At 66.6% G+C, this 25,558-nt stretch carries 20 protein-coding genes and 1 tRNA gene; 13 read left to right on the top strand and 8 right to left on the bottom strand.

Annotated elements, in window-relative coordinates; translation table 11 throughout:
- The first annotated feature begins 24 nt into the window (after positions 1-24).
- The 3 genes from ispH to ACM0PB_RS09720 all read left to right on the top strand — a co-directional run bounded on the left by ispH (position 25) and on the right by ACM0PB_RS09720 (position 3,699).
- The gene (ispH, locus tag ACM0PB_RS09730) at positions 25-975 is read left to right on the top strand and encodes a 4-hydroxy-3-methylbut-2-enyl diphosphate reductase (protein ID WP_005415710.1); all 951 of its coding nucleotides are present in this window, start codon (positions 25-27) and stop codon (positions 973-975) included.
- A 181-nt stretch (positions 976-1,156) separates the two neighbouring features.
- The gene (locus ACM0PB_RS09725; RefSeq protein ID WP_065185985.1) at positions 1,157-3,040 is read left to right on the top strand and encodes a M61 family metallopeptidase; all 1,884 of its coding nucleotides are present in this window, start codon (positions 1,157-1,159) and stop codon (positions 3,038-3,040) included.
- Positions 3,037-3,699 carry a lysoplasmalogenase gene (locus ACM0PB_RS09720; protein ID WP_065196546.1) on the top strand — a complete coding sequence of 221 codons (663 nt, stop codon included), beginning with the start codon at positions 3,037-3,039 and terminating at the stop codon, positions 3,697-3,699. The genes ACM0PB_RS09725 and ACM0PB_RS09720 overlap by 4 nt, the downstream gene beginning before the upstream one ends.
- 82 nt (positions 3,700-3,781) lie before the next feature.
- Here the strand turns inward: ACM0PB_RS09720 and ACM0PB_RS09715 are convergent, their stop codons facing one another.
- From ACM0PB_RS09715 to ACM0PB_RS09695, 5 genes are read right to left on the bottom strand one after another with little or no spacing between them, the layout of a single operon-like run.
- Entirely contained in the window at positions 3,782-4,489 is a 708-nt protein-coding gene (locus ACM0PB_RS09715) for a hypothetical protein (protein WP_065178099.1), read from the bottom strand.
- Entirely contained in the window at positions 4,486-5,442 is a 957-nt protein-coding gene (locus ACM0PB_RS09710; RefSeq protein ID WP_065178098.1) for a hypothetical protein, read from the bottom strand. The genes ACM0PB_RS09715 and ACM0PB_RS09710 overlap by 4 nt, the downstream gene beginning before the upstream one ends.
- 45 nt (positions 5,443-5,487) lie before the next feature.
- Entirely contained in the window at positions 5,488-8,286 is a 2,799-nt protein-coding gene (locus tag ACM0PB_RS09705) for a TonB-dependent receptor plug domain-containing protein (protein WP_414604801.1), read from the bottom strand.
- 11 nt (positions 8,287-8,297) lie between these two features.
- The gene (locus tag ACM0PB_RS09700; RefSeq protein ID WP_065178096.1) at positions 8,298-9,266 is read right to left on the bottom strand and encodes a FecR family protein; all 969 of its coding nucleotides are present in this window, start codon (positions 9,264-9,266) and stop codon (positions 8,298-8,300) included.
- Complete coding sequence (locus ACM0PB_RS09695) at positions 9,263-9,790, bottom strand: RNA polymerase sigma factor (RefSeq protein WP_414604800.1); 528 nt, start codon at positions 9,788-9,790, stop codon at positions 9,263-9,265. The genes ACM0PB_RS09700 and ACM0PB_RS09695 overlap by 4 nt, the downstream gene beginning before the upstream one ends.
- Positions 9,791-10,026: 236 nt before the next feature.
- On the opposite strand from ACM0PB_RS09695, the gene ACM0PB_RS09690 reads away from it, so the two are divergent.
- The 4 genes from ACM0PB_RS09690 (at position 10,027) to ACM0PB_RS09675 (ending at position 14,408) form a co-directional block, all read left to right on the top strand.
- The gene (locus ACM0PB_RS09690; protein ID WP_414604799.1) at positions 10,027-12,900 is read left to right on the top strand and encodes an autotransporter domain-containing protein; all 2,874 of its coding nucleotides are present in this window, start codon (positions 10,027-10,029) and stop codon (positions 12,898-12,900) included.
- A 97-nt stretch (positions 12,901-12,997) separates the two neighbouring features.
- Positions 12,998-14,002, top strand: coding sequence for a 2-hydroxyacid dehydrogenase (locus ACM0PB_RS09685; RefSeq protein ID WP_065185979.1), 1,005 nt, complete (start codon positions 12,998-13,000; stop codon positions 14,000-14,002).
- 52 nt (positions 14,003-14,054) lie between these two features.
- Entirely contained in the window at positions 14,055-14,297 is a 243-nt protein-coding gene (locus tag ACM0PB_RS09680) for a hypothetical protein (protein ID WP_065185978.1), read from the top strand.
- A 35-nt stretch (positions 14,298-14,332) separates the two neighbouring features.
- Positions 14,333-14,408 (top strand) — tRNA-Thr (locus tag ACM0PB_RS09675).
- Between the two features lie 64 nt (positions 14,409-14,472).
- On the opposite strand, the gene ACM0PB_RS09670 is transcribed toward ACM0PB_RS09675, so the two are convergent.
- The gene (locus ACM0PB_RS09670; protein WP_414604798.1) at positions 14,473-14,805 is read right to left on the bottom strand and encodes a hypothetical protein; all 333 of its coding nucleotides are present in this window, start codon (positions 14,803-14,805) and stop codon (positions 14,473-14,475) included.
- A 13-nt stretch (positions 14,806-14,818) separates the two neighbouring features.
- Complete coding sequence (locus tag ACM0PB_RS09665) at positions 14,819-15,454, bottom strand: GyrI-like domain-containing protein (protein WP_414604797.1); 636 nt, start codon at positions 15,452-15,454, stop codon at positions 14,819-14,821.
- A gap of 353 nt (positions 15,455-15,807) precedes the next feature.
- Here ACM0PB_RS09665 and cyoA point away from each other — a divergent pair, with 353 nt between their 5' ends.
- Genes cyoA through cyoD form a run of 4 tightly spaced genes read left to right on the top strand, consistent with a single transcriptional unit; the run spans position 15,808 to position 19,824 of the window.
- On the top strand, positions 15,808-16,848 hold the full coding sequence (gene cyoA / locus ACM0PB_RS09660; RefSeq protein ID WP_005415723.1) for a ubiquinol oxidase subunit II: 1,041 nt from the start codon (positions 15,808-15,810) through the stop codon (positions 16,846-16,848).
- Between the two features lie 2 nt (positions 16,849-16,850).
- Complete coding sequence (cyoB, locus tag ACM0PB_RS09655) at positions 16,851-18,848, top strand: cytochrome o ubiquinol oxidase subunit I (protein WP_065185975.1); 1,998 nt, start codon at positions 16,851-16,853, stop codon at positions 18,846-18,848.
- The gene (gene cyoC / locus ACM0PB_RS09650) at positions 18,845-19,483 is read left to right on the top strand and encodes a cytochrome o ubiquinol oxidase subunit III (RefSeq protein WP_005408583.1); all 639 of its coding nucleotides are present in this window, start codon (positions 18,845-18,847) and stop codon (positions 19,481-19,483) included. Before cyoB ends, cyoC begins: the two co-directional genes overlap by 4 nt.
- Positions 19,483-19,824, top strand: a complete 342-nt coding sequence (gene cyoD, locus ACM0PB_RS09645) for a cytochrome o ubiquinol oxidase subunit IV (RefSeq protein ID WP_065197973.1) — start codon at positions 19,483-19,485, stop codon at positions 19,822-19,824. The genes cyoC and cyoD overlap by 1 nt, the downstream gene beginning before the upstream one ends.
- Before the next feature lie 158 nt (positions 19,825-19,982).
- Here the strand turns inward: cyoD and ACM0PB_RS09640 are convergent, their stop codons facing one another.
- Positions 19,983-22,040 (bottom strand): putative bifunctional diguanylate cyclase/phosphodiesterase, encoded by a 2,058-nt coding sequence (locus ACM0PB_RS09640; RefSeq protein WP_414604796.1) that lies wholly within the window; start codon positions 22,038-22,040, stop codon positions 19,983-19,985.
- A gap of 150 nt (positions 22,041-22,190) precedes the next feature.
- Here ACM0PB_RS09640 and radA point away from each other — a divergent pair, with 150 nt between their 5' ends.
- Together radA and ACM0PB_RS09630 are read left to right on the top strand one after the other, a co-directional pair.
- Positions 22,191-23,567, top strand: a complete 1,377-nt coding sequence (radA, locus tag ACM0PB_RS09635) for a DNA repair protein RadA (protein ID WP_005408586.1) — start codon at positions 22,191-22,193, stop codon at positions 23,565-23,567.
- 112 nt (positions 23,568-23,679) lie between these two features.
- Positions 23,680-25,536: an ATP-binding protein gene (locus ACM0PB_RS09630; protein ID WP_065185973.1), complete on the top strand. Its 1,857-nt coding sequence runs from the start codon at positions 23,680-23,682 to the stop codon at positions 25,534-25,536.
- Positions 25,537-25,558: the final 22 nt, after the last annotated feature.

Here is a 25,558-nt window from a genome sequence, read left to right as displayed (position 1 = left end):
GGCCGCTGCCGGGAGATTGAACTGATGGATGTGCTGCTCGCCAACCCGCGTGGTTTCTGTGCCGGTGTCGATCGTGCGATCGAGATCGTCAAGCGCGCGATCGAAACGCTGGGCGCGCCCATCTACGTCCGCCATGAAGTGGTGCACAACCGCTTCGTGGTCGACGACCTGAAGCAGCGCGGTGCGATCTTCGTCGAAGAGCTCGACGAGGTTCCGGACAACAACACGGTGATCTTCAGCGCGCATGGCGTCTCCCAGGCCGTGCGCCAGGAAGCCGAGCGCCGTGGCCTGAAGGTGTTCGACGCGACCTGCCCGCTGGTGACCAAGGTCCACTTCGAAGTCGCCCGCCACTGCCGTGCCGGCCGTGACGTGGTGCTGATCGGCCATGCCGGTCACCCGGAAGTGGAAGGCACCATGGGCCAGTGGAACCGCGAAGCCGGTACCGGCCAGATCTACCTGGTCGAGGATGTCGAGCAGGTTGCCACGCTGCACATCAACCAGCCGGACAACTTCGCCTACACCACCCAGACGACGCTGTCGGTGGACGATACGCGCGGCATCATCGATGCGCTGCGCGAGCGTTTCCCGGCGATGCAGGGCCCGAAGAACGACGACATCTGCTACGCCACGCAGAACCGCCAGGACGCCGTGCGCGACCTGGCCAAGCGCTGCGACCTGGTGCTGGTGGTCGGTTCGCCGAACAGCTCCAACTCGAACCGTCTGAGCGAACTGGCCCGCCGTGAAGGTGTGGAGTCGTACCTGATCGACGGTGCGCACGAGATCGACCCGGCGTGGGTGGTGGGCAAGCAGCACATCGGCGTGACCGCTGGCGCCTCGGCGCCGCAGGTACTGGTCGATGGCGTGCTGGCGCGCCTGGCCGAGCTGGGTGCAACCGGCGTGGGCGAGCTGGAAGGCGAACCGGAATCGATGGTGTTCGCGCTGCCGAAGGAACTGCGTCTGCGCCTGGTCGACTGACCGGGAAGCGCCTCATCCACGCATGGCGTGGATCTACTGAAACTGCTCTGGTGGGTGCGAACCTTGGTTCGCACGCTTTTTGTCATGCGCGGATGGCCGGCCCGCCCATGACCTTTGGCCATGGGGCAGGGCACTTTACAGGCCTAGCATCGGAGGATTCTCCGCTGTTGGATGCTGCCCGATGAAGACCCGAGCCCTGGTGATGTCCGTGCTGTTCGCGCTGGCTGCTTCGCCTGCACTGGCGCAGACCTCGCCGCCTGCCGACGCCGCGGCTCCCGGCCTGCTGCGCATCGATGTGGATGCGCGCGATCTCGCTCGCCGCATCTTCAAGGTGACCGCCACCGTACCGGTCAAACCCGGTCCGATGACCCTGCTGTACCCGCAGTGGATTCCCGGCAACCATTCGCCCACCGGCCCGATCGACAAGCTGGCCGGCCTGCGCGTGACCGCCAACGGCAAGCCGTTGGCCTGGCAGCGCGACCAGTACAACGTCTATGCGTTCAAGGTAGACGTGCCCGAGGGCGTCAGCGAGATCGTCGCCCACTTCGACTTCCTGTCCTCGCAGGGCGGCAGCCAAGGCCGGGTGGTGATGACCCCGGAGATGCTCAACCTGCAGTGGAATGCCAACTCGCTGTATCCGGCCGGCGTCGATACACGCGACCTGCAGGCGCAGGCCAGCGTGATCCTACCCAAGGGCTGGTCGTTTGCCACTGCGCTGGAAACCGCGCGCCGCGACGGCGATACCGTGGTGTTCAAGCCGATCTCCTATGACCACCTGGTCGATTCGCCGTTGTTTGCCGGCGAGCACTACCAGCGCATCGATCTCGATCCGGGCGCGAAAGTGCCGGTGCACCTCAATGTGTTTGCCGACGAGGCCAAGTCGCTGAAGCCGAGCGAGGCACAGATCACCCTGCACCGCGCACTGGTGCGGCAGGCCGACAAGCTCTACGGTGCGCGCCACTACAACCACTATGAATTCCTGCTGGCGTTGACCGACCGTCTTGGTGGCATCGGCCTGGAGCATCACCGTTCCAGCGAGAACAGTGCCGACCCGGGTTACTTCACCGAGTGGGACGACAACGCCTGGATGCGCGATCTGCTACCGCACGAGTACACCCATTCCTGGAACGGCAAGTACCGGCGTGGCGCTGACCTGACCACCGCCAACTTCAACACGCCGATGGGCGACAGCCTGCTGTGGGTCTACGAAGGCCAGACCCAGTTCTGGGGACAGGTGCTGGCGGCACGCTCGGGGCTGTGGTCGACGGCGCAGGCGCGCGACATGCTGGCCAATGTGGCCGCGACCTATGATCGCGGCCGCCCGGGCCTGGCCTGGCGCCCGTTGCAGGACACCACCAACGACCCGACCATCGCCCAGCGCCGGACGTTGCCGTACCGCAACTACCAGATGAGCGAAGACTATTACTCCGGTGGCCAGATGCTGTGGCTGGAAGTGGAGGGCAAGCTGCGCGAACTGAGCGGCAACCGCCGCAGCCTGGATGACTTCGCGCGCGCCTTCTTCGGGGTTGGCAACGGTGACTGGGACGTCAACCCCTACACCTTCGACGACGTGGTGGCGACCTTGAACGGCATCGTGCCGTACGACTGGACGACGTTCCTGCGCGGGCGCCTGGACGGCCACGGTTCGTTGACCGGGGGGCTGGAACTGGCGGGCTGGAAGCTGGTCTACCGCGATACCCCGAACGACGCCTACAAGGCGCAGGAAAAGCGTGCCAAGGCCGCACTGCTGGCCTATTCGCTGGGCGCGACCGTGCTCGACAGCGGCGTGGTCGGCGACGTGATCTGGGACAGCCCGGCGTTCAACGCCGGTCTTGCACCCGGCATGAAGGTGATTGCGGTTGGCGGGCGCGAGTACAGCAGCCAGCGCTTGAAGGATGCGGTGGCGACGGCGGCCAAGGACAAGGCGCCGATCGTCCTGCTGGTGAAGCAGTTCGACCGCATCGAGACGATGAACATCGACTACCACGGTGGCCTGCAGTATCCGGTGCTGGAGCGTATCGCCGGCAAGCCTGACCGCCTGGCGGACCTGTGGAAGGCGCGATGAAACCGCGCGCCCGCGATGGCGTGATCCTGTTGATGGCGATCCTCGCCATCGTCGGCGCGTTCTTTCACGGTGACGGGCGCTGGCTGCATTGGCTGGCGAAGCCGGCGACCACGCTGCTGATCGCTGCCATCGCCTGGCGGGTGCGTGATCCTGCGCAGCCGTCCTACCGGCGCGCGGTGCTGGCCGGCATGCTGCTGTCGTGCCTGGGTGACATCGCGCTGATGTTGCCGATGGACGCGTTCGTACCGGGGCTGGTGGCGTTCCTGCTGGCGCACCTCTGCTACATCGTCGCCTTCCGTGAGGGCCTGCGTGCCGGGCGTGGCCTGCTCGCCGCCAGCATCCTGCTCGGTGCGTTCGCTGTACTCAATGTGCTTGGGTTGTGGCCGCACCTGCCTGCACCGATGCGTATGCCGGTGCTGGCGTACGTGGTGGTGCTGGCCTCGATGGCGGTGTTGGCCTTGGCACGGCAATGGCGCAGCCCGCAGCCTGCCGTGGAAGCCCGAAGTGCGCCCTGGGCTGCCGTCGGTGCGCTGCTGTTCGTGGCCAGCGATTCGCTGCTGGCCTGGGACCGCTTCGCCGGCGGCCTGCCACTGGCCAGCCTGCTGGTGCTGTCCACCTATTACGGCGCGCAGTACGCCATCGCCCGTTCGGTGAAATAGAAAAAGGGGACGGAGGGGATTAACTCGCAGACCGCACCAAGGCACATGCGACTTAATCCCCTCCGTCCCCTTTTTGCGTTGACTATCGTCGGTTCGCGTGGCCGGAACGACCCTGTGCGTCGAACGATAGTCGTGCGGACTGGCGATCGCCGGCGACCTCGTCCGGCAGCCACACCAGCCTGCCGCCCTTGCGCACGATCACATAGACGTGGCCGACGTCACCCGGCGTGCCCATCAGCGCGTTCCGCTGTGCCTGCAGCGCCTGGGCCACGCGTGGCACCGCCTCGAAATCGATGTTGGCCAGCGCCGTGCTGCTGCGGCGCAGGGTAATGGTGGGCGCGAAGCGCTGCGGATCGACCGGCCCGCCCTTGCGCCACTGGCCGCGCTCGAAGTGGTAGCTGTCCACGTGCGTGGGTTGCTGCGGATCGACCAGGTCCAGATTGATGCGGCCGTCATCGTAGAAGTGGATGCTGTGGAACACCATCAACCGGTGCCCGGCCAGGGCTGGCATCTGTTCCAGTGCCTGGCGGGCGGCCAGCAGGTAGTCCGCATCGAACAAGCGGTTGCTGCGTTCGGGCACCGGCATCGACCGCGGTTCGGGAATCGGTGCGGCCGAAGCAGGCCTCTCGCGCGGTGGGGGCGTGGTGATCGGCGTGGTTGCGCGGTCATCCTGCACCGCATGGCCCATAGTTTCGGCAAGGGTCTGCAGTGCCCCGCCGGCAACGGCGACGCCGGCCAGCAACAGCAGCACCATCGAAAATACCAGTCGCGTCGAGGGTGGCTGCTTCATATACCCTCCAGGCGCACGCTGCCGCGATCTTCCGGGTCGTACAGCAGCGTGACCTGCTCGCGTGGAAGGTTGGCCAGCTCGATCAACGGGATGAAGCGGCGCACGCTCGCCTGCTGTATGCCACCTTCGCGGTCGGTGTACTCCAGCTGGAACTCCACCTGCGGCTGCTCGTTGAGGTAGGTGCCGGTCTGGCGCAGCTTCAGCACCTTCGCATCCACGCCGATGCCGCGGTACTTCAGCGCGTCTCCGCGTGCATCGGCCTGCAGCAGGCGCCCCAGGACGCGCAGGCCCAGGGCGTAGCCGCACAACACCAGCGGGCACACCAGCAGTGGGTGGCCGAAGGACATGAACGTCCAGCCCAGGCCCTCGCTCTGCAGCCGATAGGCGAGAACGTAGGCGCTGGCAACCACGACGATGCCGATGACCGCGCCGGCGCCGCGGCGCCAGAGGCTGGCGACATCAAGTTCGGGCTGGGCGCCCTCCAGCACCACATTGGGGAACGCACCCGGCGTCCGGCTCAGGCGAACCTCGATGCGCTGGCCGGCCACGAAACGCTGCAGCTGCGGTTTGCTGTCCACCACCAGCATCTGTTCATTGATCGGCGTGCCGGACAGGTTCTGGAAGCCAAGCTTCAGTCTCCACTGCGCGAAGCCGCGCACGTGCACGCCGGTCTGCTCGGCCTGTTCGATCAACGCATCACGCGGCTCACCGTCGGCCAGGATGGTGCGCACCCGATGCAGCGCGCGCGGCGGGCCCAGCAGCAGGTAGTGCAGGAAGGCGAGCAGCAACGCGAGCCACAGGGCCAGCGACAGGGCGAGCAGCAGCAGGGCCAGCCATGGCGCGCTGCGGTCGGCCAGTGGCACCGGCCACGACGTGCCGAAGTAGAGGATGCAGGGGAAGGGCAACGCGAAGAACAGCAGGAACGCGCCCCAGAACCAGAGATAGGCCTTCATGGGGTGGTGGGGGACCGATGGAACAGGGCGCGTAGGGTACTACGCTCAGCGGATCTGCAGGGTCAGCAGGAAGTAGCGGCCAAGTGGATCGTCCAGCCCCGGCATCTGGCCGCCATTGCCGACCAGGTAGTTCACCGGTTGCGTGTCGAGCACGTTGTGCACGTCCAGCGCGGCGACCACGCGCGGCCCCAGCCGCCTTGCCAGGTGCAGGTTCCAGCGCAGCTGCCGCGGATTCATGCAATGGTTCTGCTCGCGCTGTTCCTCCGGGCATTCCGCACCGGGCAGCCAGGCACGCGTGCGCCCTACCTGGTTGCCGCGCAGGGCGATGTCCCAGTTGCTGTTCTGCCACTGCACATTGAGCACGGCGGCCATCGCTGGCGTGACATGGCCACGCAGGTCCACCGTCGCTTCATGGCCACGCTCGCGGCGCAGTTCCTGCTGCTTCAGCGCATCGAGCGAGAACAGCCACTGGCCGGTGCTGCCGGTGTCGATGTGGTACTCCCCGCGCAGAACAAGGTTGCGCGACGTGGTGCGGCCGATGTTGTCGAAGGACAGGCGCAGGTTGTGCAGGTTGCCGTCCTCGTCCAACTCCCACGTGCTTGAATTCCACACTGCGTCGGCCGGTTGCAGGGCCAGGATCTCGTTGCGCAGTTCGACGATGTTGTGGGTCAGCGACAGTGAAAACGCATCGGTCGGTGTCCAGGTCGCACCCAGGGAATGGCTGCGCGACCGCTCCGCTTTCAGCGCATCGTTCTCCACCACGTCCACGGTTACGCTGCAGCGTCCGTTGCCGTTGCTCTGCGCGCAGTTGGGCAGTGCGCTGGAGGCGGGTAGTTCGATCGCGCCGAAATAGCCCGGCGGCCGCCGTTGCTCGAACAGGCTGGGGGCCCGGTAGCCGCGCCCGGTGGCAAGCAGGAATGACCACTGCGGTGTCGGGCTCCAGCGTACGCCCACGCGGGGCGAGAAAGCCTGGTAATCGCCATCGCGGTCCCAGCGTGCTGCCAGGTCCATGCGCAGCGTGCGCGCCAATGGCAGGCCGAGTTCGGCGTAGGCACCGCCACTGCGGCGTGACAGGTGGCGTTGTTCCTGTGGCAGGCCCAGCGCCAGGTCGCCCTGGCTCAGCAGCGCGTCGGGATGCGACGTCCAGCGTTCCTGGCGCAGGTCGATGCCGGTGGCCACTTGTGCAGCACCGCCGGCCAATGGCATCAACTCGCGCTGCATGCCCCACCAGCCCTGCCACTGCTCGGTGCGCCCGCGGTTGCGGATCGACGGGAACAACTGCGCGGCGGTCTCTGCCGGCAACGAGGTGAAGCCGGGCAGGAAATCCATCGTCTCGGCAGCGCGCAGCAGTGGTTGGGCGCGCACGGTGCCGGACGTCGTCAGGGTGACATCGCTGCGCTGTGCGCTGATGCCGGCATCCCAGCTGCGGCGGCCCTGGTCGCGGCCCATGCCGAAGGTGACGTCGGCATCGGTGGCACGTACATGCGGACGCACGTTGCCGGCTTCGCGCAGCACGCTGTTGAAGGTGAACCCATAAAGCCCGATGGCTACGGCGGTCGGGCCGAGGTCGAAGCGTTGCCGGTTGTGGCTGGCCCGCGCCTCGGCGTAGGCGTAGCGACCTTCGCCGCGCTCATGCCGATAGCGCAGGTAGGCCGAGGCGGTGTCCGAGGCCGGTTGCAGCGAACGCGGGCGTGCGCTGTCAAACCAGCAGGCGCCATCGCGCCGTTTCAATGGCCCTTCGCAGCGCTTTGCCGGCCAGTAGCGTCCATCGCGGAACGCGCCGATCAGGTACTGCGAGGTTTCCGCATGCCATTCGCGGCGATCGCCGGCCACGTGGTCGATGCGATGCAGGTCGACGCCAGCGAACCAGCGGTCCCCTCCGTCGCGCACGCCACCGGTGGCCGCCTGCAGGCGATACTGGCCGGCGTCGCCGCGCCCGCTCAGGCCGGTCTGCAGCATGGCTTCAGGGCCATCGGCCTGGTCACGCAGGATGATGTTGACCACGCCGGACATCGCGTCGGCACCATAGATGGCCGACGCACCGCCACGCACCAGTTCGATGCGCTCGACGAAGCTGAGCGGGATGCCCCCCAGGTCGGTGAGCCCGCCCTGTTCCAGCGACACCATCGGATAGCGTGGCAGGCGCCGGCCATTGACCAGGAACAAGGTCGCACGCGGACCCATGCCGTCCAGGCTGGTGGTGGTGGCCGCACCCACCGGCAGGTACTGCGAATCGCCACTGCGCGAGGTGCTCATCGCCGGATGGCCGTTCATGCCCGGCAAGTGCCGCAGCAGGTCGAACAGGCTGCCGTAACCGCTGCGCAGGATGTCATCGCGGTCGATGATGGTCACCGGCAGCGTGGTCTGCACGGAGGTGCGCGGCAGCCGGCTGCCGGTGACATGGATCGGCGCCAGCTCCACCTGCGGTGGCGTCTCGGGCACCCCGCCCGGCGACGGTACCGCGGGCATCGCACGCGTCGCGACCGGCGGGGGCGATGGCGGTGCTGGCCGGGTGCGGCGGACGACGAATCCACCGGCAGGCGTGCGCAGGATGGTCACCGGCATGCCGGCGACCAGTTCCTTCAGGGCCGCGGCCGCATCGCGTTGGCCATGGGTGCCGGCCGTGCGCAGGCCATCCAGTTCACGCGCATCGAACAGCAGGGCGATGCCACTCTGGCGCGCCCATTGCTGCAGGGCCGGTGCGAGTGGGCCTGAACCCACATGGACCTCCAGGGTGCCGGCCTGTTCGGCTGCATCGGCAGAGGGCAGCGCGGCGATGCTCAGCGCGAAGCAGAACAGGGTGCAGAGCAGCCCCTCCCGCAGCGCGCCCGGTACTGCCTTCACTGCAGGCCTCCTCAGTACGTGCGGCGCAGTTCCAGCGCGCCATCCGGTCGCGTCTGGCCAGCTACCGACCAGCCCAGTTCCAGCGCCGACAGCAGTTCCTGCGCATCGCCGGCACGGAAGGTGCCACTCACGGCCAGGCTGGCGATCTCGGGATCGGCGATCACCAGCGGCGTGCGACCGTAGCGGTTCATGCGCTCGACCACGATCGACAGCGGCGTGGCATCGAACACCAGCTGTCCCTGCAGCCAGCCTTCGGCAGCGGCATTGGACGACAGCGCCGGGCCGGGCTGGAAGCGGCCCGATGGCAGCACCTGCAGCTGCTGGCCGGGTGCCAGGGTGTGCTGCGTCCCCCCATTGCTGACTTCCACCGCACCTTCCAGCAGTGCGACTTCGACCAGGCCGTCGTTCAGGCGCTCCACCTGGAAGGTGGTGCCGATGTCGCGGATGGTGCTGTCGCCGGCGCGCAGCTGCAGCGCCTTGCTCGACGGTGCGACCTGCAGCTGCACGCGGCCCCGTTCCAGCACCAGGTTGCGATGGCGCCAACCGAATCGGGCATGCAGCGTGGTGCCCGCATCCAGCGTGGCCACGCTGCCATCGGCCAGCGTCTGCTGCCGGGGCTGGTGGGAATCGTTGGCATAGCGCAGCGGCGTGGGGTTGCCGTCGATGGCGACCATCCAGCCGATCCCGATGGCCAGGCAGACGCCTGCGGCGGCGGCCACTGCCGGCAGCCAGCGACGCTGTGCCGGCCGTGCCGCACGTGCTGCGGCGGTGCGCAGCCACGGGTCGGCGGCCAGTTCTTCGCCCCGCTGGAACAGGGTCTCGGCCTGGATCCAGGCGCTGACATGGGCCGGGTCCTCGGCCAGCCAGTCCTCGAACCTCTCTCGCTCGCCCGGCGTGCAGTCCGGAGCCTCCAGCCGCGCCACCCAGGCGCTGGCGCGTTCAAACAGCAGGGTGTCTTCCCTGGGGCTGGCGTGACTCATCCGTTGTCCCTGTCGTTGTGCAGCGGATCCGATCCGAATTCCTGGCGCAGGCCCTGCAGGGCGCGGGCGATATGTTTTTCCACGGTCTTGGCGGTGATTCCACAGTGCCGCGCGATCTGCGTATAGCTCATGCCGGTGATCCGGTTGAGCAGGTACACCTCGCGCGCGCGCTCGGGCAGCTTGAACAGGGCCTGCCGCAGCAGGGACAGCATCTGCCCGGACTCGGCCTGGCGCAATGGATCGGGCGACGTGCTGGAGGGCTCGTCGCCGCCATCGTGTTCGGCAAGGGACAGGTGTGGCCGCGACTGCGACGAGCGGCCACGGTCTGCCAGGCGGTTGCGGGCGATACGATACAGCAGCAACCGCAGCTCGTCGGCACTGTGCGCGCGATAGCGGATCAGCCGCTCCATGCAGTCCTGCGCGATGTCCTCGGCATCCTCCGGCCCAACGCCGCGCGTGCGCAGGAAAGCGCACAACGGCGCGCGTTCTTCCCGTACGAACGCAATGAACGCGTCCGTCGGCACGGACAGGTCCGGCGCGCGATGGATCAGAGGAGAGGGGGTGGACAGGGCTGGCCTCGGGCGTCGGTGGCGGGTGCGTCTTCGAGTTTTACGCGACGATGACCGGATGGGGAAGAGTGTGCATGGCCCCTGATTTCATTGTGAATGCATTCATGTTTCGGCGGCTGGTGCGCTGGGGGAGTTTGCGCCGCCCGGACGTTGAACTCCTGACCCGTGTGTTGCGGGTGGAGAGAGAACGCATGAAACATTCGAAGTTGAGCCTGGCCCTGGCCGGGCTGATGGGCGTCACCGCCATGGCGGCGGTTGATGACGTCATGGCAATGAATTATCACGTGCGGGACGATCGCGTCTTCCTCAGCGGCGGCGTCACCGTTGCTGACGTGGTGGCGCTGCCCGCGCTGCTGGCCAAGGCACAGGCTGAAGGCCGTCCGATCCGCGAAGTCGTGCTGCGCACATCCAATGGTGGCGCGCTGATCGCCGGCGAGTGGCTGCAGGCGGTGATCCGCACCCAGGGCCTGGACACCGTCGTGTCCGGCCACTGCATCTCGTCCTGCTCGATCATGCAGTCCGGTGGCGTCAACCGTTACCTCGGCGGCGATCTGCCACTGGTCGACTCGGTGCAGATCCACGCCGCCAGCAGTGGCGGCAGGATCACCTATGCGCCGTCAGCGCGCATGACCCAGATCTACACAGGCAACTACGGCGGCGGGATGGATGCGGGCCTGTTGCACAAGGCGATGTATGAAGTGGTTCAACCCAATGGCCTGCTGGTATTCCGCGACCCGGCGCGCACCACGGGTACGTCGGTCACCTTCGATCCGGATGGCAGCGGCAGCAAGCTGGAGTCGTTCCCGGGCCAGGACATCCGCGGCAACAACATCATCAACACGGCAGGCTATCGCGATCCGGGCGACACCCTCCGTGTCACCAGCAACGTCAGCGGCGACATCAACCCGGGCTACCTGCGCACCGCGCGCCAGCTGCAGGCCTTCGTCGACGACGATTTCGCGCGCTGGAACACCGACTGGGCCAGCACCTACATCAACGATGCGGTGAGCCTGTACAACGTCTCCACGCGGGGGGCGAACGGTATCGGCGCGCAGTCGTTGCAGCAGCTGCTCGCCGATCCCGACGTCCAGAATGAACTGCGCGGTCAGCTGCGGCTGGCCGATCTGGATGCCTCAACCCTGGCCAGTTCGGCGGGCGTGATCCGTGTCAGCAATGGCGCTACCTGGCGCACCGCCGAAACCACTGGCGCCGATTTCATTCTGGTGGACAACGGCACCATCGCACTGGAGGGTGGTGCGCTGCGCACCCCCGAGCTGCGCGTGATGCCGGGCAGCATCGTGGTCGGCCATGGTGATATCGCATCGGTCGGCACCGACAGCGATGCGCTGCTGGATGGCACCGGCCCGTCCTACCGCGAAGACGGCTTCAACCGACTGCGCGTGTTCGGCACGTTGATGCCGCGTGGTGGTGATCTGGTGACCCACGGCTACGTCAACATCATGCCCGGCGGGCAGGTGCTGTTCGATGTTACCGAAACCGGTGGTACCGGCAGTGGCCGCCTGCGCGTCGGCAGCTTCTACGATGGCGGCTCCGAGGAGGGCGCGCTGGTGATCGCGCAGGGCGCACATCTGGCGCTGAACGTGGCCCAGGGCTTCTATGCCGGCACCTACCGTCGCGACCTGGTGGAAGGACCGATCTACCAGGGGGGCTTCCAGGATGCCGTGCGGCTGGGCGATGCCGGCTACAGCGCCAGCATCACGGCCGGTGAAGTGTTTCGCCCGCGCCACAATTCGCTGCTCAGCTTCAACGTCAACCAGACCGCCGACGGCCTGTGGCTGACCGCCAACCCGGGCTTCGATCAGCTGGGCCTGTTCGCCAACGGCACCTCCGGCGACGGCCTGGGGCGTGCGCTGGCCGCTGCAGCGGACCGCCAGGACAGCGGCCTGAAGTCGTTGCTCGGCGCGCTGCAGTTCAGCGACCGCGATGTGATCGCACAGCAGGCTGGCGCCCTGCGCGGTGATGCGCATGCCAGCCTGCGCCTGGCCGACAATGCACTGCTGGGCAGCATCGGCAACGTGGTGCAGCAGCACCAGGCGGCGATGCGCAGTGGCGGTGATGCAGACGGGTTGGCTTCGCAGGCGGCGCAGTCGGTGTCGGCGCAGCCGGGCATGCGCCATGGCAGCCTGTTCAACCAGCTGGCCATGCATCTGGTTGAACCGGCCGGCGAAGCTGCTGGCGACAGCCGTGTGGCGGGGCGCAGCCATGGCCTGTGGGCGCGCGGTTTCGCCAGCCATGGCCGCATCGACGCCGACGGTGGTGTGGCCGGCCTGAGCCACACTGTCGGCGGCATCGTGATCGGTGCCGATACCCGCGTGGCCGATGACCGCGTGACCCTCGGCGTGAGCGTGGCCGCCGCCGACATGTCGACCAAGGCCAGCGACGGCTCCGGCTTCAGTGGCGACGTACGCGCGCTGGATGTGGGCGGCTACCTGGATGCGACCTATTCGCGGGGCTACCTGTCGGCGGCCGTGCGCTACACCGACCTGCGGCATGACACCCGCCGCAGTGTCGGCGGCATTGATGGGCTGCAGCAGCCTCTGCGCGCGAAGTACAGCAACGATGCCATCTCGGCACGGGTGGAGCATGCGTTCTCCTTCACCACTGGAAAGGGTCTGGTGATCCAGCCGCTGCTGCCGGTGGTGGACTACGCACGGACCTCGGCCACCCGTTTCAATGAAGGGCAGGGCGCCGGTGCGCTGGTGGGCCGCAGCGGCAGCCTGGAGAGCATTCGTGTGGGTGCCGGCCTGCAGCTGTTCAAGACCTTCGAAGGCAACAACGGTGAGCGCATTACCCCGCGTGCCCGCGTGGTCTGGCAGAAGGAACTGGGTGACACCCAGGCCCGCTACAGCACCGGCTTCGCCGCAGCTCCGGACCTGCTGTTCGGTGCCAGCAGCCAGGCCGTGGGCGAGCAGGTGCTGGCCTGGAACGTCGGCGTGACCAGCCGCGCCAGCGAGCGCCTGTCGATCATGGCCGACTACGTGGGTGAGCGCCTGGACGGGCAGATCCAGAACGGCGTGATGCTGGGCCTGGGCTATCGGTTCTAAGTGGTACCCGGCCCCGGCGATATGCGTATCGCCGGGGCCATCCCATCAGGGCAGGTGCTGCGGTATGGTCGGCAGGGAACTCCAGCCAGGCCCCGTCATGCAGATCGCCGTTTTCAGTGCCCGCCCCTACGATCGTCGTTTCCTCGGCGAGGCCAACCAGCGCGATGCGGCCGGGCAGGGCTTTGTGTTCGTGTACTTCGATGCCGCGCTGGACGTGCATACCGCTGCGTTGGCACAGGAATGCGCCGCGGTATGCGTGTTCGTCAATGACCGCCTGGACGCTCCGGTACTGCACGCGCTGCATGCGCTGGGCGTGCGCGCCGTGCTGCTGCGCTGCGCCGGTTTCAACAACGTGGATCTCGTCGCCGCGAAAGCGCTGGATCTTTTCGTGGCCCGTGTTCCTGCCTATTCGCCCGAGGCCGTGGCCGAGCATGCACTGGCGCTGGTGATGACCCTCAACCGGCAGACCCATCGCGCCTACAACCGCGTGCGCGAAGGCAACTTCATGCTCGATGGCCTGCTCGGGCGCACCCTGCACGGGCGCACGGTCGGCATCGTCGGCACCGGCAAGATCGGCCTGGCTACTGCGCGCATCTTCAGGGGCATGGGCTGCATCGTGCTGGGGCACGACCCGTATCCATCGCCGGCCTTCGCCGGCGTGGGCGACATGGTTGGGCTGGATGAACTGCTGGCGCGCGCCGATATCGTGTCGCTGCATTGCCCGCTGACACCCGATACCCAGCATCTGATCAACGACGCCTCGCTGGCGCGGATGAAGACCGGCGCGATGCTGGTCAACACCTCGCGCGGCGGGCTGGTCGATACCCATGCGGTGATCCGCGCGCTGAAGTCACGGCGGCTGGGTCATCTGGCCATCGACGTGTACGAGCAGGAAAGCGCGCTGTTCTTCCAGGACCTCTCCGGCGAGATCATCGACGACGAGGCCTTCCAGCGCCTGATGACCTTCCCCAACGTGCTGGTGACCGGCCACCAGGGCTTCTTCACCGTGGAGGCGCTGCAGGAGATCTCGGCGATTACGCTGGGGAACCTGCGGGATTTCGCCGAGGGGCGGGTGTGTGCCAATGCGGTGGGGACTGGCTGATAATTCGGCCAAGTAGGCCACCGACGATGCCTGAAGAGGGAGTAATACATCCATGACCCATACGACGTTCAGGGCCATCATGAAGTGGATCAATCTGGCGGTCGCGCTGCTGATCATCCTGCTGGCGACGCGTTACCTGTGGAGCCGGGCCATCAGCGAACAGCTGGGCGGCATGCACGACGTCACCCTGGTCGGGCTTTCGTTGTTCTGCGTGTTTTTCGGGGTGCTGACCGTGAAGTCGATCCGCCGCGGCAGGGGCAGGCAGGGGGAGCGCCTGCAGGCTGACCTCGATTGACCTGCTGATCGCCACCCCCTACAATTCCCTGCTAGGCCGGAATAGCTCAGTTGGTAGAGCGGCGCATTCGTAATGCGTAGGTCGCAGGTTCGACTCCTGTTTCCGGCACCAGTTGTAGAAAAGCCCCGGCCTTTGGTCGGGGCTTTTCGTTTAGCCGATTAGCGGCGCGACGCCATCAACGCCGCGTCATACCCACATCCTTCGCCAGCCACCACGCCAGCTGCCGGATGTAGCCACCTGCAGCTCCCGCCAATGCGCCGATCAGCAGGCGTGCGAGCACTCTGATCCCGCGCGCGGCCCGCTCCCGCACCCAAGGCAGTACCGCCACCACCTGCGCACCCAGCAACAGCATCAGCACGTCCAGCCCCAGCGCATCCACCACCGGTGACAACGGCAGCAGATCCGGATTGCAGGCCAGCATGATCACCAGTGCAGCACCCAGCACGGCCATCAGGCGGCGCCCGGCGGGCAGGGTGGTCCAGTGCAGCAGTCGGTTGATCAGGCGCATGGCATTCCTTGTGTCATCTGCGGGAATCCTCATCAGGCCCGATCGGCCGCACCGGCCGCCGCAGCACGGTCTTCAACCGCGCCGCCTCGGTCCTGCGTGGGTCGCTGAGGTAGATCTCATGATGGGACCCGGCAAAGGTGTATCCCAGTGCGGGCATCACTTCGTCATGCAGCTGCGCCAGGATGGGGCCTTCGTCGTCGTAGGCGCCTACATGCAAGGTCTGCAGGCTGGGACCCTCGGCAAGGATCTGATGGCGAAGGCTGGGCGGCGCGTCCCGCAGCTTCGTGCGCGCCTTGCCGATCGCGGCCTGCCACAGTGCGGGGCCGATGCCCTCAGGCGTGCGGATCATCACGGTCCAGGCCCACTCATCCTTGCGCCGCGCGACGAAGCTGGCCGGGTCGTGGGCGCTCCACAGCGCCTCCAGCGGTGGCACCACGTAGTCGCGCCCTTCGGCCTTCAGCGCGAACTTCAGTGCATAGCTCACCGAATACAGCCACTGCACGGCCTGTGCGTAGGCGGGAGCGGTGTTCGGGTCGCCGCGACCATCGACCATCACGTAGGGCATGGGCGGTACATCCACGCGTACGAACCTGCCGGCGGGCGGTTGATAGAGCGCCCGGTCGCGCTTCCTGAAGTCGATCTTGTCCACGGGCCTTCCTCCTGCGCCGAGCATCCCACGCCAGGCACCCGCCAGCACGCCTGAACAGGTTCAGATGACTTTGCCGAACGAGGGCGGACCACCTGCCAGCACCTGATGCCAGGATGCCGCCCGCAGGCGTCCTGCCGGCCGCGCCTGCGCGGTGCGACAACGTGTCGCAGCCAGAATCGGGCCTTTCCTGCGCTCGATCAATGTCAATGCCTTTCTTAAATGGTGGGTGACGGCCTAAAATTGAAAGGCTGACTCGACCCCACCTCCCTGCCTGTCTTCCGGACCGGTGGGACCGGCTTTGGCCGGAACAGGCAGGGACGGGGAACGGCATTCCCTCGCAATTGGATCGACCGATGATTCCGTTGAAAACCCTTGGGCGCTGGTTGCGCCCGGGCCTGCTGCTGTCGTTGCTGGTGATGCTCACCGGTTGCGATGCCGTGGCCATCCTCAGTCCGAAGGGCCAGATCGGCCAGGATGAGAAGACCCTGCTGATCACGGCCACCGTGCTCATGCTGCTGGTCGTCATCCCGGTCATCATCATGACCCTGACGTTCGCGTGGAAGTATCGCGCCTCCAACACCAAGGCCCGTTACGAGCCGAAGTGGTCCCACTCGACGGCGATCGAGGTGGTGGTGTGGTCCATTCCCTGCATGATCGTGCTGGTGCTGGCGGTCCTGACCTGGCGCTCGTCGCACGCACTGGACCCGTACCGTCCGCTGGATTCGGACGTCAAGCCGGTCACCATCGAGGCGATCTCGCTGGACTGGAAGTGGCTGTTCATCTATCCGGAAGAGAAGGTGGCGGTCGTCAACGAAATCAAGTTCCCGGTCAACACGCCGCTGAACTTCAAGATCACGTCCGATTCGGTGATGAATGCCTTCTTCATCCCGCACCTGGGCAGCATGATCTACTCGATGGCTGCGATGGAGACCAAGCTCCACCTGATCGCCAACGAGACCGGTGAATTCCCGGGCATGTCCTCGCACTACAGCGGCGCGGGCTTCGCCAAGATGCACTTCACCGCCTACTCGGTCACCGATGCCGAATACCGCCAGTGGCTGGACCAGGTCCGCGCCGGCGAGCAGACCCTGGACAAGGCCTCGTTCAAGGCCCTGGGTGAAGCACGCAACGCCGAGTGGTATCCGGTCACTTACTTCGGCAAGACCGAAGAAGGCCTGTTCGACTGGGTCATCGCCAAGCACATGGGCGACAACAAGCATTACGGCATGAAGCACTCGCATGCCGGTGCCGCCGCTGCCGATGCCGCCACCCATGAAGCGCACGAGGGCCACGCCCCGAGTGACGCGCATGATTCCAAGGAATCGGGTGAAAACCTGGATGCCACCGAACACGAACACGCAGGCCATGCCGGCCACGCGGGTTCGGGAGAATGAACATGTTGGGAAAACTCTCTCTTGAGTCGATCCCCCACGATCCGATCGTGCTGACCACCCTGGTCGGCGCGGTTCTTGGTGGCCTGGGCGTCGTCGCCCTGATCACCAAGTTCAAGCTGTGGGGCTATCTGTGGAAGGAGTGGTTCACTTCGGTGGATCACAAGAAGATCGGCGTGATGTACCTCATCGTCGCCTTTGTCATGCTGCTGCGCGGTTTCTCCGACGCCATCATGATGCGTACCCAGCAGGCCATCGCCGTCGGTGGTTCCGAGGGTTACCTGCCGCCGCACCACTACGACCAGATCTTCACCGCCCACGGCGTGATCATGATCTTCTTCGTGGCGATGCCGCTGATCACCGGCCTGATGAACTTGGCCGTGCCGCTGCAGATCGGTGCGCGTGACGTTGCGTTCCCGTTCGTCAACTCGCTCAGCTTCTGGCTGTTCGTGGCGGGCGCGGTGCTGATCATGCTGTCGCTGTGGATCGGTGAGTTCGCTGCCACCGGCTGGCTGGCGTTCCCGCCGTTGTCGGGCATCGAATACAGTCCAAGCGTCGGCATGGACTATTACATCTGGGGTCTACAGGTGGCGGGTTTGGGTACCACGCTCAGTGGTATCAACTTCTTCATCACCATCCTCAAGATGCGCACCCCGAGCATGAAGCTGATGCAGATGCCGGTGTTCACCTGGACTGCCCTGGTGACCAACGTGCTGATCGTCGCTGCCTTCCCGGTGCTGACCATCACCCTGGTGCTGCTGACCCTGGACCGTTACCTGGGTACGCACTTCTTCACCAATGATGGTGGCGGCAACGCCATGCTGTACATCAACCTGATCTGGATCTGGGGTCACCCTGAGGTGTACATCCTGGTCCTGCCGGCGTTCGGTGTGTTCTCCGAGGTCATCGCGACCTTCTCGCGCAAGGCGCTGTTCGGCTACAAGGGCATGGTCTACGCCACCGCCTGCATCGGCGTGCTGTCGTTCATCGTGTGGCTGCACCACTTCTTCACCATGGGCTCGGGTGCCAACGTCAATGCCTTCTTTGGCATCACGACGATGATCATCTCGATCCCGACCGGCGTGAAGATCTTCAACTGGCTGTTCACCATGTTCCGCGGCCGTGTGCACTTCACCACCCCGGTGCTGTGGACCATCGGCTTCATGGTCACCTTCGTCATCGGCGGCATGACCGGCGTGATGCTGGCGATCCCGGCCATCGACTTCGTGCTGCACAACAGCCTGTTCCTGATCGCCCACTTCCACAACGTCATCATCGGCGGCGTGGTGTTCGGCATGTTCGCCGGCATCACCTACTGGTGGCCGAAGATGTTCGGCTTCCGCCTCAATGAGTTCTGGGGCAAGTGCGCGTTCTGGTGCTGGTTCATCGGCTTCTACGTGACCTTCATGCCGATGTACGTGCTGGGCTTCATGGGCATGACCCGTCGCCTGCAGAGCACGGTGAACCCGGCCTACGAGCCGTTGCTGCTGGTTGCCGCCTGCGGCGCGTTCATCGTCGGCGCCGGCATCCTGTGCCAGATCATCCAGGTGGCCGTGTCGATCCGCGACCGCAAGAAGACCGTCGACCTGACCGGCGACCCGTGGGATGCCCGTACGCTGGAGTGGGAAACCTCCTCGCCGCCGGCCTTCTACAACTTCGCGACCCTGCCGGACGTCACCGAGCTGGACGATTTCTGGGAGCGCAAGCAGCGGGGTGAAGCCTGGCCGAAGCCGGCCAAGTACACCGACATCCACATGCCGCGCAACACCGGCACGGGCGTTGTCATCGGTGCCTTCAGCCTGGTGTTCGGCTTCGCGATGATCTGGCACATCTGGTGGCTGGCCATCGTCGGCTTCGTCGGCATGATCGCCACGTTCATCTACCGCACCTTCGACCAGGACGTGGACTACTGGGTCCCGGCCGCCGAGGTGGAACGCATCGAGAACGAACACCGCAAGCACCTGGAAGCCCAGGGCCTGGTGAAGTCGGAGCTGAAGGCATGAGCACCAATACCTCGACCCTGAGCCACGGGCACGCCGCGCACGCGGCGGCCCATGGCCATGACGACCACGAGCACCACGATACCGGCGGCAACACCGTCTTCGGTTTCTGGGTGTACCTGATGAGCGACTGCCTCATCTTCGCCTCGCTGTTCGCCACCTACGTGGTGCTGGCGGGCGGTACCGATGGTGGTCCCACCGCGAAGGACCTGTTCGAGCTGCCGTTCGTGGCGTGGGAAACCGCGCTGCTGCTGACCTCGTCGCTGACCTTCGGCCTGGGCATGATTGCCATGCACCGCAAGCAGATGGGCCAGATGTACCTGTGGCTGGGCATCACCTGGCTGCTGGGCTTCGGCTTCATGTGCATGGAAGTGTGGGAGTTCCAGCACCTGATCCATCAGGGCTACGGTCCGGACCGCAGTGCCTTCCTGTCGGCGTTCTTCGCCCTGGTCGGTACCCACGGTCTGCACGTCAGCGCCGGCCTGCTGTGGCTGCTGGTGATGTTCGTGCAGCTGAAGAAGTACGGCCTGACCCCGACCAACAAGACCCGCATGGCGTGCCTGAGCCTGTTCTGGCACTTCCTGGACCTGATCTGGATCGGCGTGTTCTCCGTCGTCTACCTCAATGGAGCGCTGTAATGGCACATGACAACCATGCACACGACCACGGCACCGGCGGCGAAAGCCACGGCAGCGTGAAGTCGTACCTGATCGGCTTCGTGCTGGCGGTGGTGCTGACCGTCATCCCGTTCTGGATGGTGATGTCGGGCGATTTCTCGCGCACCGTCAACGGTGTGGTGATCGCGGTCACCGCGGTGCTGCAGATGCTGGTCCACCTGGTGTTCTTCCTGCACCTGGACCGCTCTTCGGAAAGCCGCTGGAACGTCAACGCTGCGGCCTTCACCGTCGTGGTGATCGGCATCATCGTGGTCGGTACCCTGTGGGTCATGCACAACATGAACGTGCACATGATGCACTGACGTCCGCGCGACGTTGCCACGCAGAAAGGCCGCCCCCGGGCGGCCTTTCTGGTTTTCCGTTGTCCGGTAGTGCCGGCCGCTGGCCGGCAATTGCGGGACGCCGGCCAGCGGCCGGCTCTACCCGTGGTTCCACCCCGTGCGTGGAGGAGCCGCGCGCCTCACCCCACCCGGCGCAGGAACTCTTCGGCCTCCATCGGCCGGCCCAGATGGTAGCCCTGCAGCTGGTCGCAGCCCAGCTCGCTCAGGTACTCGCGCTGCGCCTGGGTCTCCACGCCTTCGGCCACCACCTGCAGCTGCAGGGTGCGGCCCAGCGCGATGATCGACGAGACGATGGCGGCGTCCTCGTCATTGCGCTCCAGGTCGTGCACGAACGCACGGTCGATCTTCAGCTCGGTGGCTGGCATCCGCTTGAGGTACAGCAGGCTGGAATAGCCGGTACCGAAATCATCGATGGCGATGTGCACGCCCATTGCGGTCAGGTCGCTGAGGATCGCCAAGCTGGCATCGACGTCCTTCATCGCCGTGGTCTCGGTGATCTCCAGGGTCAGCCGTGCCGGTTCGATCCGGTGCCGCTCCAGCACCTCGCGCACGCTGTCCAGCAGTGCCGGCGAGGCGAACTGCAACGGCGATAGATTCACCGCCATGGTCCATTCCGCATGCCCGGCATCGTGCCATGCCCGCAGTTGCGCGCAGGCCTGGTCCAGTACCCAATCACCGATCGGCAGGATCAGACCGCTGCGTTCGGCGATCGGAATGAACACATCCGGCGCCAGCAGCCCCAGCTCCGGGTGCTGCCAGCGCAGCAACGCCTCGGCGCCGGTGGCCGGTGCGCCCGCGGCCGGAAATTTGGGCTGGTAATGCAGGATCAGTTCGTTGCGGGCGATGGCCTTGCGCAGGTCCTGCAGCAGGCGCAGCTGGCGATTGGCACTGAGCTGCATCGAGGGCGTGAAGAAGGTGTAGCCGTTCCGCCCGGTTTCCTTGGTGTGGTACATCGCCGCATCGGCGTGCGCCATCAGCTCGCGCTCGTTGCTGGCGTCATCCGGATACAGGGCGATGCCCAGGCTGGCGCTGACCTGCAGTTCGGCCGCATCCAGCGTGAACGGCTCACCGGCGGCGGCAATGATGCGCTCGGCCACCACTACCGCATCGTCGGGAATATCGATGGCCAGCACGATCACGAACTCGTCGCCGCCGAGGCGGGCGAACGTGTCCTGCGGGCGCAGCAGGCCGCCGATGCGCTGCGCCACCGCCACCAGCAGGCGGTCGCCAAGCTGGTGGCCATAGGCATCATTGACCGCCTTGAAACCATCCAGGTCGCAGAACATCACCGCCACCGCATGATTGCGGCGCCGCGCCTTCTCGATGGCCTGCTCGATGCGGTCCTGCAGCAGCATGCGGTTGGGCAGCTGGGTCAAGGGATCATGCAGTGCCGCCTGGATCAGCTTGTCGTTGGCGTGCGCCAGCGAATCGGCCAGCAGCCCGGTGCGCACGCGCATCTGCCGGTCGAACAGCGAGGCCACGAGGGCGATGCCCAGCGTGGCCACGGTGGTGACGATCACCAGCACGGCCAGCCAGCGCGTGTCGATGCCGCCACTGCCGAAGGCGCCACAGATGCTGCCTTCGGGGAAGCGCGCCGCCGCCATGCCGGTGTAATGCATGCCGACGATGGCCAGGCCCATCACCAGCGATGCGAGCACGCGCAGGAGCAGGGTGTGGCGCTGCTCGGCGCGCAGGCGGAAGGCGATCCACAGTGCGGCGCCAGCGGCACCGATGGCCACCGCGATGGAGGCGGCAAACCAGCCCGGGTGGTAGTCGATGCCGGGCTGCATGCGCATCGCAGCCATGCCCAGGTAGTGCATGGCTGCGATGCCCAGGCCCATCAGCACGGCCCCGGCCAACAGCCGGCGCCACGGCAGGGTGGGGCGCGACACCAGCCACAGCGCATAGGCGGAGGCGCCGATCGAGACCGCCAGCGAGTACAGGGTGATGCCGAGGTCGTAGCCCAGCGGAATCGGCAAATCGAAGGCAAGCATGCCGATGAAGTGCATCGACCAGATGCCCAGGCCCATCGCCGCCGCCCCCCCCGCCAGCCACCAGCGGGCCACGCGGCCCTCGGCGGTGGCCAGGCGCCCGGCCATGTCCAGCGCCGTGTACGAAGCAAGAATGGCCACCAGCAGGGAGATGATGACCAGGCTCTGACTGTAACTGCCAGTCATGTTGAATCCAGTGGGGGAGGAAGGGGGCGCCCGCAAGGCGCACGCCCGCGACCCCTATCGGCGCGGGTGGGCAGGACTTGAGCGGTCGCAGCAGCTGCGACCGGGCTCGGCTATCCTGCCACGCCTGTTCCCGTTGCTGGAAATCACCCGATGGCCAAAGCCCGCACCGCCTACGTCTGCAATGAATGCGGCGCCGAATTCAGCAAATGGCAGGGCCAGTGCACGGAGTGCAACGCCTGGAACTCGCTGTCTGAAATCGTGCTGGAGAGCGCGGCGGCGGCCAAGGCACCGGCGTCGCGGCGGGCGGGCTGGGCCGGCAAGATCGATCCGCCGAAGATCACCGCGCTGAAGGACGTGGAGCAGACCGAGCATCGCCGGGTCTCCACTGGCATCGGCGAGTTCGACCGCGTGCTGGGTGGTGGCCTGGTCGAAGGCGCGGTGGTGCTGGTGGGCGGCGACCCGGGTATCGGCAAGTCGACGCTGCTGCTGCAGGCGGTGGCGAAGATGGCGGCCGAACTGCCGGTGCTGTACGTCACCGGTGAAGAGTCGCTGGCCCAGGTGGCCGGCCGCGCGCACCGCCTGGAGCTGCCACTGGACGGGGTCAACGCGCTGGCCGAGACCGGGGTCGAGTCGATCCTGCAGCATGCCTCCAGGGCTGGGCCGCGGCTGATCGTGGCCGATTCGGTGCAGACCCTGTGGACCGAGAGCCTGACCGCTGCGCCGGGTTCGGTCAGCCAGGTGCGCGAGAGTGCGGCGCGGCTGGTGCGGTTCGCCAAGGAGACCGGCACTGCCGTGTTCCTGGTCGGCCACGTGACCAAGGAGGGTGGCATCGCCGGCCCGCGCGTGCTGGAACACATGGTCGACGCGGTGCTGTACTTCGAGGGCGAGAGCGGCAGCCGCTTCCGCCTGTTGCGCGCGTTCAAGAACCGCTTCGGTGCGGTCAACGAGCTGGGTGTGTTCGCGATGGGCGACAAGGGCCTGAAGGAGGTCTCCAACCCTTCGGCGATCTTCCTCTCCGGCGGCAGCACCCACCAGCCGGGCAGCTGCGTGATGGTCACCCGCGAGGGCACACGGCCGCTGCTGGTGGAGGTACAGGCGCTGGTCGATGCATCGCCGCTGTCGAACCCGCGCCGTGTCGCGGTCGGCCTGGAGCAGAACCGCCTGGCGATGCTGCTGGCGGTGCTGCATCGCCATGGCGGCGTACTGGTCGGCGACCAGGACGTGTTCGTCAATGTGGTCGGTGGCATCCGCGTGCAGGAGACTGCCGCCGATCTGCCGGTGCTGCTGGCGGTGTTGTCGTCGCTGCAGGATCGGCCGCTGGCGGAGAAGACCATCGCCTTCGGTGAAGTGGGCCTGTCCGGCGAGATCCGCCCGGTGCCCAATGGCGAAGACCGCCTGCGCGAGGCCGCCACCCATGGTTTCAAGCGCGCCATCGTGCCCAAGGCCAATGCGCCCAAGGGCGGTTCGGTGAAAGGCATGGAGGTGATCGCGGTGGAACGCCTGTCCGAGGCCATCGACGCGGCGTGAGGCCGGCTCTACAAACGTCAATCACGGCAACGGTCAGCTTCCTTGTGCTAGTTTTTCCCGCTCGACGAAGACGCCCTCTGGCGTCTTTCCGTGCCCAGGAGTAAACGATTACATGCAGGACACCGCACTCACCGCCCCCAACGCCGAGATCCGTCGTGCCGGGGTCGATCTCAATGGACTGATGACGGTGCTGGGCAAGCACCTGTATTCCACCCCGGTGGTGGCGCTGCGTGAGCTGGTACAGAACGCGCATGACTCGATCATCCGCCGCCGCATCGAGCAGCCCGGCGTTGACGTGCCTTCGCGCATTTCGGTGCAGGTTGATGCCGGTGCCGGCGTGCTGCGCATCACTGATACCGGTGCTGGCCTGACCCGCCAGGAGATCCACGATTACCTGGCCACCGTCGGCGTCGGCTACACCCGTGGCCTGCGCCAGGGCGGAGAGGACGATGAAGGGCTGATCGGCATGTTCGGCCTCGGCTTCCTGTCGGCCTTCGTGCTGGCGCGCCGGGTCAGCGTGCGCACCACCTCGTACCAGACGCCGGATCTGGGCCATCTGTACGTGTCCAGCAACGCCGAGCAATACACCGTCAGCGAAGTGCCTGCACGCGCGGTGGGCACTGAGGTGGAGCTGGAGCTGCATCCGGACTTCCTGCCGCTGGCCAACGAGGCGCGCCTGCATGAGGTGCTGGGCCGCTACTGCGCGTTGCTGTCCGAGCCGATCTTCATCGGTGCTGCGGGCGAGGCGCTCAATCCCGAGCCGCCGCCGTGGCGCGGCCAGGGGGAGGTCGCCGTGCATCCGGTGCAGGCGCGTCGGCAGGCGCTGCAGTTCGCCGCGCGGTTCGAGCACGATTTCGAACCGATCGTCACCGTGCCGCTGCGCGCCGATGGCAACAGCGATGCCACTGGCCTGCTGTGGGTGCAGGATGGCGCCACCTATGGCACCAGCGACAACCGCAACCTGTCGGTGTTCGTGCGTGGGATGCTGCTGGATGACGACGCGCGCGACCTGTTGCCGCCGTGGGCTGGATTCATCGGCGGAGTGATCGAATCCTCGCGGTTGACGCCCACCGCCAGCCGCGAAGACCTGCAGCGCGATGACCAGTACCGCGCGGTGCAGCATGCACTGCTGGAGGCGCTGATCGACGGCCTGGCCGACGTTGCGAAGCAGCAACCGGAAGCCTGGCGGCGCGTGCTGACCCGCCACAACGAGGCCCTGCTGGGTGCGGCACTGTGCGATGAGCGCCTGTTCGAACTGCTGATGGAGCATGTGCGGGTACCGACCTCGCAGGGCGACCTGCCGGCCAGTGCGCTGCCGGCGCGCGGTGCCGTGCATGTCATCCTCGACAACGGCGGCGGCTTTGAAGAGATGCTGTTCCGCGCGATGGGCGTACCGGTCGCGCATGGCCATCGCTACGCGGTGGTGCCGTTCCTGCGGCGCTGGGCCCAGGCCAAGGGCCTGCGCCTGGTCGAGCTCGGCACCGAGCAGGGCAACCGCGCACTGTTCCGCAGTGATGACAGCCTCGACGAGGCGCAGCTGGCGTGGCTGCGCGAACAGCTGGGCGACGGCGAGCAGCTGCTGCCCGCACGTTTCAGCCCGGAGGCGCTGCCGGTGGTGGTGGTGCCCGACCGCGAGGCCGAGCTGAAGCAGCGGCTGGAAGACGACGAGAACGACAAGCGCGTCTCGATGGCCGCGCTGCGCCTGGCGCGCCAGTTCACCGCGCGCATCGAATCACGCGCACCCTCGCGGCTGTACCTCAACCTCGACAACCCGGCGGTGCAGGCACTGCTGCGCGCCCAGCGCGAGGGCCACCCACAGGCCGAGGCTGCGGCGCGCCTGCTGCGCTCGCTGAAAGTCATCGTCGCCGCGCAGGGCCGCCCGCTGGCACGCGCGACCGCTACGCCGGGCCCGGATCTCAATGGTGCCTTCACCGATATCGCCGGTGCCCTGCAGCAGATGCTGCGCTGAGCACCGCACCCTCTCATCCAGC

The sequence above is a fragment of the Stenotrophomonas sp. AR029 genome, from assembly GCF_047520695.2.
Taxonomy (GTDB): Bacteria; Pseudomonadota; Gammaproteobacteria; order Xanthomonadales; family Xanthomonadaceae; genus Stenotrophomonas; species Stenotrophomonas sepilia.
This window is presented reverse-complemented; position numbering and strand designations above follow the sequence as displayed.